The sequence below is a fragment of the Streptomyces sp. NPDC093221 genome (assembly GCF_044753885.1).
Classification (GTDB): Bacteria; Actinomycetota; Actinomycetes; order Streptomycetales; family Streptomycetaceae; genus Actinacidiphila.
Genome location: NZ_JBIVOA010000005.1, coordinates 87,879 through 101,994, shown reverse-complemented (window position 1 = coordinate 101,994; position 14,116 = coordinate 87,879). Strand labels below are relative to the sequence as shown.

Sequence of the window (14,116 nt, the reverse complement as noted above, 5' to 3'; positions counted from 1 at the left end):
ATGGCGCTCCTGGACAAGGACACCCCGCAGGCCGAGCCGCCGCCCGAAGGACCACGGCCGCGCCGACGCCGGAACACCGGCCGCTGGCTGCACTGGCTGGACGAGACCGGCGACCACTTCATCTTCCACATCACCGCCGTGCTGTGGATCCCGCGCACCTTGCGCCGGTACCTCAAAGAGGTCCAACGCCTGCTCGCCGAGGTCGTGTTCGGCAGCGGCGGCCTCGGCGTCATCGGCGGCACCGTCGGCGTGATGATCGGCATGACCCTCGCCACCGGCACCGTCGTCGGCCTCCAGGGCTACGCGGCGATGAACCAGCTCGGCACCGCCGCGTTCACCGGCTTCATCTCCGCCTACTTCAACACCCGCGAGATCGCCCCGCTCGTCGCGGGCCTGGCCCTGTCGGCCACCGTCGGCGCCGGATTCACCGCCCAGCTCGGCGCGATGCGGATCAACGAGGAGATCGACGCGCTGGAGGGCATGGGCCTGCGCAGCATGCCGTACCTGGTCACCACCCGGATCATCGCCGGGGTCGTCGCCATCGTCCCGCTCTACGGCATCGGCCTGCTCAGCAGCTACGTCGCCTCCCGGATGGTCACCGTCATGTTCAACGGCCAGTCCGCGGGCACCTACGACCACTACTTCAACCTCTTCCTGTCCCCGCAGGACGTCCTGCTCTCCGGACTGAAAGTGCTGATCTTCAGCGTCATCGTGATCCTCGCCCACTGCTACTACGGGTTCACCGCCAAGGGCGGCCCCGCGGGCGTCGGCATCGCCGTCGGCCGCTCGGTGCGCAACGCCATCGTGATCATCTCGATCACCGACTTCTTCCTCAGCCTGGCGATCTGGGGCGCCACCACGACGGTGCGGGTGGCGGGATGACCACCACCGACACCCGTCCCGCCGGAGCGCCCCCGGCCCCGCGCCGCCGCCCGACCGGCGGCGCCACCGCCCGCCGCAGGACCGCCGGCGTCGTCTTCCTGCTGGTGCCCGCGCTGCTGGCCTGGCTCGCGGTCGCCGTCTACGACAAGACGTTCAGCGACACCGCGACCGTCCACCTGGAGACCGGCACCGTCGGCAACGAGATGCACCAGGGCGCCGACGTGAAACTGCGCGGGGTCGTCGTCGGCCGGGTCGCCTCGATCAGCGCCGACGGCGACGGCGCCCGGCTCAACCTCGCCATCGACCCCGGCCAGCTCAAGCGCATCCCCGCGGACGTCACCGCGCAGATGCTGCCCATCACGCTGTTCGGCGAACGCTTCGTGGCCCTCGTACCCCCCGCGGGCACCGACACCACCGGCGGCGGCCCCACCCTCGCCGCCGACAGCACCATCGCCCAGGACCGCTCCAGCGACGCCATCGAGCTCCAGCAGGTGCTCGACAACGTGCTGCCGCTGCTCACCGCCGTCCAGCCCCAGAAGCTCGCCGCGACCCTCAACGCCGTCGCGACCGCGCTCGACGGCCGCGGCACCCAGCTCGGCACCACCCTCGTCCAGCTCGACCGCTACCTGACCAAGCTCAACCCCGAACTGCCCGTGCTGAACGACGACATCAAGCAGCTCGTCACCGTCAGCCACGTCTACAACGCCGCCGCGCCCGACATCGTGCAGGCCCTCACCGACTTCACCAGGACCAGCGGCACCATCGCCGAGGAACAGGCCGACCTCAACAGCGTGTACGGCAGTACCACCGCCACCGCGCAGGACCTGACGACGTATCTGCGGCAGAACAAGGACACCATCATCCGGCTGACCGCCGACAGCCGCGGCACCCTCGGGCTGCTCGCGAAGTACTCCCCGTCCTTCCCCTGCACGCTGCGCACCCTGGCCGCCTTCGTCCCCGTCATGGACAAGGCGCTCGGCAAGGGCACCCACGAGCCGGGCCTGCATGTCAACCTCACCAGCGTGCCGTCCCGCGGCAAGTACGTCCCCGGCAAGGACACCCCGGTGTACGACGCGAGCGGCGGCCCGCAGTGCTACCCGGTCCCGTACACCGGCCGCGGCGGCGCACCGGCCGCGACGCACTCCACGAAGTCCGCGACCTCGCCGACCGCCACCACGTCCACCGCGTCCACGACCTCCACGGCGTCCACGGCGTCCACATCGAGCGTGACCACCACCGACTCCCCGGCCAACTCCCCGCAGGAGAACGAGCTGATCAACGAACTCCTCGCGCCGGGCATCGGCACCGACCCCGGCTCGCTCCCCGACTGGAGCAGCCTGCTCACCGGTCCCGTCTACCGAGGGGCGGAGGTGACGGTGCGGTGAAGCGCCGCAGCCTCGTCGGACCGATCGTCAAGTCGCTGATCTTCATCCTGGTCACCGCGCTGGCCACCACCGTCCTCGCGGTGAGCATCGCGGGCGGAACCGACGTCGGCGACACCTCCGGCTACAACGCCCGGTTCACCGACGCCACCGGCCTCACCTCGGGCGACAGCGTCCGGATCGCCGGGGTCAAGGTCGGCCAGGTCGACTCGATCAAGGTCGTCGACCACCGCGTCGCGCAGGTGCACTTCTCGGTGCAGCGCGCCCGGAAGCTGCCCGGCTCGGTGACCGCCACCATCAAGTACCTCAACATGGTCGGCCAGCGGTACATCGACCTCCAGCAGGGCACGGGACCGGTCGGCCAGGCGCTCGCCCCCGGCGACACCATCCCCCTCCAGCGAACCACCCCGGCCCTCGACCTCACCCAGCTCTTCAACGGCTTCCAGCCGCTGTTCCAGGGCCTGTCGCCCAAGGACGTCAACCAGCTCGCGGGCGAGATCGTCCAGGTGCTCCAGGGCGAGGGCGGCACCGTCGACAGCCTGATCAGCAACGTCGGTTCGCTGACCACGACGCTCGCCGCCAAGGACAAGGTGATCGGCCAGGTCATCGACAACCTCAACTCGGTGCTCACCACGGTGAACACCCGTGAGGCCGGGTTCAACGACCTGGTGACCTCGCTCCAGCAACTCGTCAGCGGTTTCGCCTCCGACCGCGAACCGATCGGCCAGTCGATCACCGCGATCTCCCAACTCACCACCAGCACCGCCGGGTTGCTCACCGACGGCCGCCAGCCGCTGAAGGACTCCATCGCCCAGCTCGGCCGGCTGTCCACCAACCTCGCCGACAACACACCGCAGTTGGAGAACTTCCTCACCAAGACCCCGGCCAAGCTCCAGACCATCGGCCGGCTCGCCTCCTACGGCTCCTGGCTCAACCTCTACCTCTGCCAGGCCACCGTCGCCGGGGTCACCACCTCCGACGGCAGCAAGCCGCCCACCGGCATAGCGATCACCGAATCGAGGTGCCGGTCATGAACCGCCCCCGCATACCGACCCCGCGCCTCCGCTTCCGCGCCCCCGCGCGCCGGGGCCGCCCCCTCTTCCGGCCGCTGCGCGAACGCAGCCCCGTCCTCGTCGGCACCGTCGGCCTGCTCGTGCTCGCCCTGGCCGGCCTGGTCGCGTACAACGCGGACGCGCTCCCGCTGATCGGCGGCGGCACCACGTACAGCGCGAGCTTCACCGAGGCCGCCGGGCTCAGGTCCGGCAACGAGGTGCGGGTCGCGGGCGTCAAGGTCGGCAAGGTCACCGGGGTGTCGCTGGACGGCGCCCAGGTCAAGGTCACCTTCCGCGTCAAGGACACCTGGATCGGCGACGCCAGCACCGCCGCCATCGGCATCAAGACGCTGCTCGGCGAGAAGTACCTGGCCGTCGACCCGCTCGGCAGCCGCGCGCAGAACCCCGGCCAGCGCATCCCCAGGACCCGCACCACCTCGCCGTACGACGTCACGCAGGCGCTCGACGGCCTCGGCAACACCCTCGGGTCGATCGACACCACGCAGCTCGCCGCCAGCTTCCAGACCCTCTCCGACACCTTCAAGGACACCCCGGCCTCGGTGCGCAGCGCCGCCACCGGCCTGTCGTCGCTGTCGCGGACCATCTCCAGCCGGGACGCCCAGCTCGCCGACCTGCTCGCGGGCAGCAAGCAGCTCACCAAGACCCTCTCCGACCAGAACAGCCGCTTCCAGACGCTGATCTCGGACGGCAACCTGCTGCTCGGCGAGATCCAGAAGCGCCGCGACGCCATCCACGCGCTGCTCACCGGCACCCAGGACCTCGGCACCCAGCTCAACGGCCTGGTCGCCGACAACAACCGGCAGCTCGGCCCGACCCTGGACGCCCTCGACCGGGTCACCGGCGTACTGCTCGCCAACCAGTCCAGCCTCGACAAGGCGCTCGCCCTGGCCGGGCCGTACTACAGGCTGGTCGGCAACACCCTCGGCAACGGCCGCTGGTTCGACAGCTATCTGTGCGGCCTGGTCCCCAAGAGCTATCTGCCCCCGGGCACCCAGCCGACGACCGGGTGCGAGCCGCCCAAGGCGACGGGAGGCACATCGTGAAGGCATCCATCGGCCGCGCCGCGCGAGGGCGGCGGGCCATCGCCCTCGGCACGGTGCTCGCCGTCGTCCTCGCGGCCCTCGCCTACGGCGGCGTACGCCTCTTCGGCGGCCCCGACGGCACCCGGATCACCGCCTACTTCGACCACGCCGTGGGCGTCTACGCCGGATCCGACCTGCGCGTGCTCGGCGTCAAGGTCGGCACCGTCGACTCGGTGAAGCCGCAGGGCAAGCAGGTCAAGGTCGTGCTGGTCCTCGACCACGGGGTGAAGGTCCCCGCGGGAGCCGGCGCCGTCGTCGTCGCGCCCAGCGTCGTCGCCGACCGCTACATCCAGCTCACCCCGGCCTACACCGGCGGCCCCCGGATCACCGCGGGCACCGTCATCCCGGCCACCCGCACCGCGACCCCCGTCGAGGTCGACCAGCTCTACGAGAGCATCACCCGGCTCAGCGACGCCCTCGGCCCGAACGGCGCCAACGCCACCGGCGCCCTGTCGAACCTCCTCGACACCGGCGCGAAGAACCTCGACGGCAACGGCAAGGCCATCGGCGACAGCATCGACCAGCTCGGCCAGGCCACCAAGACCCTCAACGGCCACAGCGACGACCTCTTCGCGACCCTGTCCTACCTCCAGTCCTTCACCACCATGCTGAAGAACAACGACGGCAAGGTACGGGCCGCCACCGATCAACTCTCCACCGTCAGCGGCTTCCTGGCCGAGGACAAGGAGAACCTGGGCGGCGCGCTGCACCAACTGTCCACCGCGCTCGGCCAGGTGAAGACCTTCATCCAGGACAACCGGGCCCGGCTGAAGACCAGCATCGGCAAACTCGCCCCGATCACCCAGACGTTGGTCGACCAGCGCGCGTCACTCGCCGAACTCCTCGACACCGCGCCGCTGGCCGCCGACAACCTCCTCAACGCCTACGACCCGCAGTACGGCACCATCGACGGGCGCGCCAACATCAACGAACTGAGCATGGGCGGCGACATCTCGCCCGCCGCCGCCAAGGACACCGCAAGGACCGGCTCCGACTTCACGCCCGCGGCCAAGGACGCCAAGACCCTGCCGCTGCCCCTGCCGGCGGTCGGCACCGTCTACACCAAGGGGGCGGCCCGATGAAGCGTCCGCACACCCGGGGGAGCGCCGCCACCGTCGGCGGGACCGCGCTGCTCGCGCTCGCCCTCGCCGGCTGCTCGCTGAACGTCCAGAACGTGCCGCTGCCCGGCGGCGCCGACCTCGGCGGCCACCCCTACACCGTCAAGGCCGACTTCGCCGACGTCCTCGACCTCGTCCCGCAGGCGTCCGTACGCGTCAACGACGTCGCCGTCGGCCGCGTCACCAAGATCGGCCTCGGCGCCGACGGCTGGTCCGCGACCGTCACCATGAAGGTCAACGGCAAGGTGCGACTGCCCGCCAACGCGTACGCGCACCTGGAACAGTCCAGCCTGCTCGGCGAGAAGTACATCCAGCTCTCCGCGCCGCCCGGCACGCGGGCCGCCGGCGGCACCCTGCGCGACGGCGCCGTCATCCCCGCCTCGCGCACCAACCGCAACCCCGAGGTCGAAGAGGTCTTCGGCGCACTGTCCATGCTGCTCAACGGCGGCGGCGTCGCCCAGCTCAAGACCATCTCGGTGGAGCTGAACAAGGCCCTGACCGGCAACGAACCGCAGATCCGCTCCATGCTCCACCAGGTCGACACGCTCGTCAGCGACCTCGACGCCCACAAGCAGGACATCACCGACGCGCTCGACGGCGTCAACGAACTGTCCGCCACCCTCGCCGCCCGCGACCAGAAGATCGGCACCGTACTGACCGGCCTCAGCCCCGGACTGAAGGTGCTGGAACAGCAGCGCGGCTCGCTGGTCACCATGCTGCGCTCGCTGGACACGCTCTCCGGCGTCGCGGTGGACACCGTCAACCGCAGCAAGGACGACATGGTCGCCGACCTCAAGGCCCTCGCGCCCACCCTGCGACGGCTCGCCGACGCGGGCGACGCGCTGCCCGACTCGCTCCAGGTGCTGGTCACCTACCCGTTCACCGACGAGGTCCTCAACGGCGTCAAGGGCGACTACCTCAACGTCTACCTCGACCTGACCGCCGTACCCGGCACGCAGCTCATCCCCGAGATGCCCGCGTCCGGGAACGTCTACCCGCCCGACCCCGAGAACCCGATGTCCGCGCACACCAAGGCCGACCGGACGACGACGGTCGACAAGAAGCTGCGGGAGGCGGGCATCCCGCTGCCGCTGCCGTCGGTCACCGGCTCGACCAGGACCGGGGGCCGCTGATGCTGACCCGCGTCACCATCGCCAAGAACATCGCCTTCCTGCTGATCGCCGTGCTCGTGCTCGGCTTCATCGGCGTCCGCTACGCCGACCTCGGCCGGTACGTGGGCCTGCGCGGCTACTACACCGTCAAGGTCGAACTCCCCGAAGCGGGCGGCCTGTTCGAGCATGCCAACGTCACCTACCGCGGTGTCTCGGTCGGCCGGGTCGGCCCGATCAGACTCACCGACGACGGTGTGGAGGCGTCCTTGCGGATCAACGACTCCGCGCCGCACATCCCCTCCCACCTCAAGGCCGTCGTCGCCAGCCTGTCCGCCGTCGGCGAGCAGTACATCGACCTGCGGCCGACCACCGACCAGGGGCCGTATCTCGCCGACGGCTCCCGCGTCGAACGCGCCGACACCACCATCCCCGCGCCCGTCACCAACCTGCTCACCAGCGTCAACAGCCTGGCCGGATCGGTCCCGTTGAAGTCCCTTCAGACCGTCGTCGACGAATTCGGCAAGGCGTTCGCGGGACAGGGCGACAACCTCCAGTCGCTGCTCGACACCAGCGGCGAGTTCATCTCCGCCGCGGACATGAACCTGCCCGGCAACATCACGCTGATGGCCGACGGGCGGACGGTGCTGCGCACGCAGGCCGACGAGGGCGACGCCATCAAGTCCTTCGCCAGCAGCGCAAGTCAGCTCGCCAAGCAGCTCAACGACTCCGACACCGACCTGCGACGGCTCATCGCCGCGGCGCCCGACGCGGCCGGGCAGGTCAGCGCGCTGCTGCGGGACGTCGGACCCCAACTCAGCGTTGTCCTGGCCAACTTGCTGACCACCTCGGACGTGGCCGTCACCCGGCAGCACGGCATCGAGGAATTCCTGGTCAAGGTGCCCGCGGTGGCCGCCGCCGGATCGACGGCGGTGGACGGCAAGGGCCTGCACTTCGGCATGGCCGTCACCTTCTTCTCCCCGCTGCCCTGCACCTCCGGATACGGCGGCACCACGTACCGCAACGGCCTGGACACCAAGGCGCCCGCCACCGCCCTCAACACCGCGGCCCGCTGCACCGCCCCCGCCTCCTCCGGCACCGACGTGCGCGGCTCGGCCAACGCCCCGAACGGCGGGGGCGTCCCGAACCCCGTGCAGCCCGGCTCGGTGCTGCCGACCGGCGCCGGGACCCCGTCCGCCGCGGGCCCGTCCACCGGGACGACGACGTACGGCACGAGCGTGCTGCCGGGAGCGCTGGGCCTGCCCTCGCTGCCGACCGGGCCCACCGGCGGCACGATGGCGGATCTGCTCGGCCTCGGCGACACGCCGTTCGGTGACACGCGCTCCGGTGACACGCGCTCCGGGGACACGGGCTTCGGGGGCACGGGCTTCGGGGGCACCCGATGAGCGCCCGCCGGTCCACCCTGGTCTGGGTCACCGCGTGGGCGGTCGCCGCCGTGGTGTGCGCGCTCGGCGCCTGGTCGTACGCGGACACGCGCGGCGACGGCACGCTCAATTACGCCAAGGCCCGCGACGCCGTACTGACCGACGGGCAGCGGGACATCACCCGGCTGAACACGGTGGACGCGGCCCACCTGGACCGCGACCTCGCGGCCTGGCTGGACACCACGACCGGGCCGCTGCACGACCGCATGAGCCGTACGCACACCGCGGACGCCGCCGCGCTCAAGCAGTCCGGCACCTCCACCCGGGGCACGGTCACCGACGCGGCGGTCACCGAACTCGACACCAGGGCCGGTACGGCGAAGCTCATCGCAACCGTGCAGGTCCGGGTCATGCCGCGCGGCGGCGCGGCCACCACCGACCGCAAGCGGTTCGAGGCGGGCCTGTCCCGTACCTCGGACGGCTGGAAACTCACGGCGCTCACCGCGGTGCCCGTCGGCGCGAGCTAGGAGAGGCGGCCCAGTGAGCACCACGCATGAGCCCGAGGCCGAGGCGGCGGAGGCCGAGGCGCCGCAGACCGACGCATCGGTGGCCGCCGCTCCGGACGAGCCGGAGGCCAACGAGGCCGCCGCCGGACGGCGTTGGCGGTGGCCGTACGGTGCGCGGCGTACGGCGGCGGTCGCCGCGATCGTGCTGCTGCTCCTCGGCGGCGGCGGATTCGGTTACGCGGCCCACCGGTTGACCGACCCGGCCGCGACGGACAACCGCGCGCTGACCGACACCGAGGCGACCAACCGGGTCGTCGGGGACGTCAGCAACGCGCTCGGCAAGATCTTCGCGTACACGCCGGAGGACACCGGGTCGACGGAGCGGGCCGCCCGCGACCTGCTGGACGGCGCGGCGGCCGACCAGTACCAGGCGCTGTTCGGGCAGATCCGGCAGCGCGTCGCCGAGCAGCAACTCACCCTGACCACACGGGTGGTGCGCGCCGGGGTCGTCCGGCTCACCGCCGACCACGCCCGGCTGCTGGTCTTCCTCGACCAGACCGCCCGGCGCAAGGGCGCCGCGGCCACCAGCGCGGCGGCCCAACTCTCGGTCACCGCCAGGCTCGACGGCGACCACTGGCGGATCACCGATCTCAAGGCCCGGTAGGAGGAAGACGGATGGCACGGATGCCCTTCAAGGGTGGCGGCGGGTCGCGGGACCGGCTCGGGGCGCGGCTGCGCGCGCCGGGCCGGTCGCTGCTCGCCACGGCCGTCGCGCTCGCCGTCGCCGCGGCGGTCGCCGCCGCCCTGACCGGCTGGTCCTGGTACGGGGCCGCGCACGACGACGACGCGGCCTTCGCCCGGACCCGCGACACGGTGCTCGCGGCGGGGGAGCAGGCGGTGCAGAACATGAACACCCTGGACCACTCCGACGTCGACCACGGGCTCGACATCTGGGAGAGCTCCACGACCGGCGACCTGCACAGCCAACTGGTCCAGGGGCGGGCCGCGTTCGAGAAGCAGGTGCAGCAGGCCCAGACGGTCAGCACCGCGAAGATCCTGTCCGGCGCGGTCACCGAACTCGACACCAGGACCGGCAAGGCCAGCGTGATGATCGCGCTGCGGATCACCGTCGAGGCGCCCAAGGCCAAGCCCGCGGTCAAGGAGAGCCGGATGCTCGGCGAACTCACCCGCACCGACACGGGCTGGAAGCTCAGCGCCCTCGGCCAGGCCCCGATGGGCGACAGCGCCGCGGACCCGTCCGCGTCCTCGCCCCCGAGCGGCGGCACCGCCACCGCGAGGCCGTCCCCGTCCACCACCGACGGCCAGTAAGCCGCCCCGCCGTCCGCGAGAGGACCGCCGCCCATGTCGACCACCCGCCACCTCATCAACCGCCAACGCCGCCTGGCGGCCACCGCGCCGCCGCGCGAGCGCGTGACCCGCACGGCGGAAGCCGCCACCGACGTCGACCCCGACTCCGACACCGACACCGACACCGACACCCACTCCGACACCGACTCCGGCGCGGAGACCGAGGCGGAGGGCGGCGGCCGTTCGGAGCGCCCCGCCCGGGGCCGCGCCGCGACCGCCGTCCGCACCCGCCCGGCACGGCCGCCGCGTACGTCCGACAAGGCCGCCGACGTCACCGCCGGGACTCCCACCGGCACGGCCGCCGACGCCGAACCCGAGGCCGGGAGCGGCCCGCGCACGTGGCGCCCGCGGCCCGTCACCGTCCTCACCGTCGGCCTCGCCCTGCTGACCGTGCTGCTCGGCGGCCTCGCCGCCTGGTCCGCGGGCAAGGCGTCCGACCTGCGCGACTCGGTGGCCTCCGGCAACACCGCGCTGACCGACACCGCCCGCACCAGCGAGGTCAAAGGCACCGTCGCCCAGGCCGTGAACGCGGTCTTCTCCTACAACTACGCCGACACCGCCCGCACCGACGACGCGGCCAAGCGCGTACTGACCGGAAAGGCCGTCCAGCAGTACGCGGCGATGCTCGCCCAGGTCCGCGCCCAGGCACCGGCGCAGAAGCTCGTGCTGACCACGACCGTCACCGACACCGGCGTGGAACTGCTCGACGGCGACCGCGCCCGCGTCCTGGTCTTCGCCGACCAGAGCAACACCAGCACCGCCAAGTCCGCGAACGCGGCGACCACTTACGCGGCGGCGATGTTCGCGGTGGACGCCGTGCACCAGGACGGCACCTGGAAGATCGCGAGCATCGACACCTTCGGGTAGCGCGGACCCCGCGATCAGCGGTTGCGGCCAGCGGTTGGTGAGTCGCCAGCCGGCGTCCAGCAGATAGCCGACGATGACGGCGGGCCCCGCGACGGCCGCCGCTACGCGTGCGTGTGCCCACGGGCACGGCTCCTCGTACGGGTACGCAGCTGTGGCGAACAGACGTACGTCTTAGGTAAGGCTACCCTTATTAAAACGCCGGCCGTTTCGCGCCGTCACCGATCAGGCGCCGCGATCAGGCGCCGCGCGATGATGAAGGACTCGTCGCGGGCAGGCACTATGGGGGAGAGGGCCCCCGCAACGCGCCGGAAATCGCGTGATGGGATGCTCGGCTCGCAATCCCGGATGTGCGTCCCCGATATGGCCAGTGGCGGGGAGCAGGTGGCCTGACCGGCAAGGATGGATGGATATGGACAAGCAGCAGGAGTTCGTTCTCCGCACCCTGGAGGAGCGGGACATCCGCTTCGTCCGCCTGTGGTTCACCGACGTGCTCGGCTACCTGAAGTCGGTCGCCGTCGCACCGGCCGAACTGGAGCAGGCCTTCGACGAGGGCATCGGCTTCGACGGCTCCGCCATCGAGGGCTTCGCCCGGGTGTACGAGTCCGACATGATCGCCAAGCCGGACCCCAGCACCTTCCAGATCCTGCCCTGGCGCGCCGAGAGCCCCGGCACCGCGCGCATGTTCTGCGACATCCTCATGCCCGACGGCTCCCCGTCGTACGCCGACCCGCGCTACGTCCTCAAGCGCGCGCTCGCCAAGACCTCCGACCTCGGCTTCACCTTCTACACCCACCCCGAGATCGAGTTCTTCCTGCTCAAGGACAAGCCGATGGACGGCGGGCGGCCGACCCCCGCCGACAACTCCGGCTACTTCGACCACACCCCGCAGAACGTCGGCATGGACTTCCGCCGCCAGGCCATCACGATGCTGGAGTCCATGGGCATCTCGGTGGAGTTCTCGCACCACGAGGGCGCCCCCGGCCAGCAGGAGATCGACCTGCGCTACGCCGACGCGCTCTCCACCGCCGACAATGTGATGACCTTCCGGCTCGTCATGAAGCAGGTCGCCCTCGAACAGGGCGTGCACGCCACCTTCATGCCCAAGCCGTTCTCCGAGCACCCCGGCTCCGGCATGCACACCCACCTGTCGCTCTTCGAGGGCGACCGCAACGCCTTCTACGAGTCGGGCGCGGAGTTCCAGCTCTCCAAGGTCGGCCGCTCCTTCATCGCGGGCCTGCTCCGGCACGCCGGTGAGACCGCCGCGGTCACCAACCAGTGGGTCAACTCCTACAAGCGGATCTGGGGCGGCTCCCAGCGCACCGCGGGCGCGGGCGGCGAGGCCCCCTCGTACATCTGCTGGGGCCACAACAACCGCTCGGCCCTGATCCGCGTCCCCATGTACAAGCCCGGCAAGACCGGCTCCACCCGCGTCGAGGTCCGCTCGATCGACTCCGGCGCCAACCCCTACCTCGCCTACGCCGTCCTCCTCGCCGCGGGCATGAAGGGCATCCAGGAGGGCTACGAACTCCCGGCCGGCGCCGACGACGACGTCTGGGCCCTGTCCGACTCCGAGCGCCGCGCCCTCGGCATCGAGCCCCTCCCGCAGAACCTCGGCGAGGCCATCACCCTCATGGAGCGCAGCGAACTCGTCGCCGAGACCCTCGGCGAGCACGTCTTCGACTTCTTCCTGCGCAACAAGAAGCAGGAGTGGGAGGAGTACCGCTCCGAGGTCACCGCCTTCGAGCTGCGGAAGAACCTCCCGAACCTGTAGCCGAGAGGAGCTGCTCGGCCTGCGGGGTGCGGCGGTAGTAGACGCGGTGGCCGTGGCGGGTCCGGGTGAGGAGACCCGCCCGGTGCAGGCGCGTGAGGTGGTAGGAGACGGTCGACGGGTCCAGGTGGTGGAGCTCGGCCAGCTCCGTGGTGGTGAGGGGGCGGCCCAGCGACAGCAGCAGGCTGTGCCGGGTGGCCCCCAGGACGTCGGCCGCCGGGTGGCCGCCCTGTGCGGCGCGGCGGCCTGACGGAGCGCGGGGCACCGGATAGCAGAGCATCGTGTCGTGCTGGAACATCGGGTCGAGGCCCGGCGTCAGGTCCCCGGTGACGGTGGGGATCATGACGACGGCCGGCGCGTGCGGCACCGTGGTGCGGAACGGGCTGCGGATGGTCAGTGTGCCGTCGTGCCAACCGGTGTCCGGATGCAGGGAATCCAGGACCGCGCCGGTTCCCTGCCGGGCCATGAGCTGGGAACGGGCGTTGATATCGGCTTCGAGGCGGCCACGGATCACCGGCCAGCGCGCTGCGAGTGTGTGGTTCCACAAAGCGTGCAGTTCCTGAGCCGCTTTCTGGACGAATGCGGTTTCCCCCCGGTCGAGTTGGCTCAGGACTGGTGCGGACAGCTCGGTTCCGGGAAAGCCCTGACCGGCGAAGCCCGTGGTGAACACGGTGATTTCCTGCACCAGCCGGGTCGGCGCGAGGGTGGCTATCCGGTGGAGTTCGTCATCCAGGCTGGGCGCGAACCGCGCGGGCGCGGGGCTGATGAAATCCGGCAGCCACACCTCGCCCTGGAAGAACCCCGCCAGCAGGGGCATCTGTCGGTCGTGCAGCAGCCGCGGCAGCGCGCCGAGCCGTTCCCCGCGGCGGGACGACCTCATGGCGGTGGACAGGACACCGAACAGTTCGACCATCGGTGAGATGGCGAACCGGGTCCTGGCCAGCTCGGCCGGGCCCAGCGACAGACGCAGCATGATGCCTTCCCGGACGGATCGGGCGGACGTCCGAACCGCCAGCCAAACATTGGAACCTCATCCAATCAATGGCAATCCCGGCCAACGTCGGCGTCTACTTGGGGCTGCCCGGAGAATCGGTGCGCGTTTACGCGCGACCGTGAACGGCAATGCGTCGGCACGGCTCCGGGTGCGGAATTCGGTCAATTCCTGCGAACAAGGAGGCCCTTGAGTATGCGTATCGGAAAGCGGACGGTCACCCTCGCGGTAAGCGGCGCGCTGCTCGCCGGCACGGTCGGCTTCGTGGCCGCGTCCCCCGCCCAGGCGGTGGACTGCAACCTCCCCCCGGTGGGCGACATGTGCCTGCACATCCACAACACGGACACCAACACGTGGTACTGGCTCGGCCCGTGGAACGCCTGCGCGGTCCACAACATCGCCATCGACGAGCAGGCCACCTGGATCAACAACAACCAGGTCGGCGGGGTGCGCACCACCTTCTACTACGGCCGCGACGGCAAGAACCCCATCGGCAGCGTCGCCCAGGACTACTCGGGCCGCCCGCCCGGCTACACCGACAGCGACCTCTCCTCCGCGCAGTCCGTCCGCGTCTGCTGACCCGCG

The 14,116-nt window shown here is 71.0% G+C and carries 14 protein-coding genes; 13 read left to right on the top strand and 1 reads right to left on the bottom strand.

What is annotated here, in order from left to right:
* The 12 genes from ACIQCJ_RS20895 (at position 1) to ACIQCJ_RS20840 (ending at position 12,543) form a co-directional block, all read left to right on the top strand.
* A complete protein-coding gene (locus ACIQCJ_RS20895; protein WP_391160018.1) occupies positions 1–882 on the top strand; it encodes an ABC transporter permease in 882 nt (293 codons plus the stop codon).
* A complete protein-coding gene (locus tag ACIQCJ_RS20890) occupies positions 879–2,267 on the top strand; it encodes an MCE family protein (protein WP_402712183.1) in 1,389 nt (462 codons plus the stop codon). The genes ACIQCJ_RS20895 and ACIQCJ_RS20890 overlap by 4 nt, the downstream gene beginning before the upstream one ends.
* Complete coding sequence (locus ACIQCJ_RS20885; protein WP_391043749.1) at positions 2,264–3,298, top strand: MCE family protein; 1,035 nt, start codon at positions 2,264–2,266, stop codon at positions 3,296–3,298. Before ACIQCJ_RS20890 ends, ACIQCJ_RS20885 begins: the two co-directional genes overlap by 4 nt.
* Positions 3,295–4,380: an MCE family protein gene (locus ACIQCJ_RS20880; RefSeq protein WP_355334446.1), complete on the top strand. Its 1,086-nt coding sequence runs from the start codon at positions 3,295–3,297 to the stop codon at positions 4,378–4,380. Before ACIQCJ_RS20885 ends, ACIQCJ_RS20880 begins: the two co-directional genes overlap by 4 nt.
* Positions 4,377–5,501 (top strand): MCE family protein, encoded by a 1,125-nt coding sequence (locus ACIQCJ_RS20875; protein ID WP_391160015.1) that lies wholly within the window; start codon positions 4,377–4,379, stop codon positions 5,499–5,501. The genes ACIQCJ_RS20880 and ACIQCJ_RS20875 overlap by 4 nt, the downstream gene beginning before the upstream one ends.
* Positions 5,498–6,670 carry an MCE family protein gene (locus ACIQCJ_RS20870; protein WP_402712182.1) on the top strand — a complete coding sequence of 391 codons (1,173 nt, stop codon included), beginning with the start codon at positions 5,498–5,500 and terminating at the stop codon, positions 6,668–6,670. The genes ACIQCJ_RS20875 and ACIQCJ_RS20870 overlap by 4 nt, the downstream gene beginning before the upstream one ends.
* Entirely contained in the window at positions 6,670–8,052 is a 1,383-nt protein-coding gene (locus ACIQCJ_RS20865) for an MCE family protein (RefSeq protein ID WP_402712181.1), read from the top strand. The genes ACIQCJ_RS20870 and ACIQCJ_RS20865 overlap by 1 nt, the downstream gene beginning before the upstream one ends.
* Complete coding sequence (locus tag ACIQCJ_RS20860) at positions 8,049–8,558, top strand: hypothetical protein (protein ID WP_355334437.1); 510 nt, start codon at positions 8,049–8,051, stop codon at positions 8,556–8,558. Before ACIQCJ_RS20865 ends, ACIQCJ_RS20860 begins: the two co-directional genes overlap by 4 nt.
* Positions 8,559–8,571: 13 nt before the next feature.
* Positions 8,572–9,201 carry a hypothetical protein gene (locus ACIQCJ_RS20855; RefSeq protein WP_402712180.1) on the top strand — a complete coding sequence of 210 codons (630 nt, stop codon included), beginning with the start codon at positions 8,572–8,574 and terminating at the stop codon, positions 9,199–9,201.
* A gap of 11 nt (positions 9,202–9,212) precedes the next feature.
* Positions 9,213–9,866, top strand: coding sequence for a nuclear transport factor 2 family protein (locus tag ACIQCJ_RS20850; protein ID WP_401304008.1), 654 nt, complete (start codon positions 9,213–9,215; stop codon positions 9,864–9,866).
* A gap of 33 nt (positions 9,867–9,899) precedes the next feature.
* Positions 9,900–10,772, top strand: a complete 873-nt coding sequence (locus ACIQCJ_RS20845; RefSeq protein ID WP_402712178.1) for a hypothetical protein — start codon at positions 9,900–9,902, stop codon at positions 10,770–10,772.
* A 409-nt stretch (positions 10,773–11,181) separates the two neighbouring features.
* A complete protein-coding gene (locus ACIQCJ_RS20840; protein WP_188279782.1) occupies positions 11,182–12,543 on the top strand; it encodes a glutamine synthetase family protein in 1,362 nt (453 codons plus the stop codon).
* Here ACIQCJ_RS20840 and ACIQCJ_RS20835 read toward each other — a convergent pair.
* Entirely contained in the window at positions 12,503–13,513 is a 1,011-nt protein-coding gene (locus ACIQCJ_RS20835) for an ArsR/SmtB family transcription factor (protein WP_402712177.1), read from the bottom strand. The genes ACIQCJ_RS20840 and ACIQCJ_RS20835 overlap by 41 nt on opposite strands.
* A 213-nt stretch (positions 13,514–13,726) precedes the next feature.
* Here ACIQCJ_RS20835 and ACIQCJ_RS20830 point away from each other — a divergent pair, with 213 nt between their 5' ends.
* Positions 13,727–14,110 (top strand): hypothetical protein, encoded by a 384-nt coding sequence (locus tag ACIQCJ_RS20830; RefSeq protein ID WP_355334424.1) that lies wholly within the window; start codon positions 13,727–13,729, stop codon positions 14,108–14,110.
* Positions 14,111–14,116 lie beyond the last annotated feature (6 nt).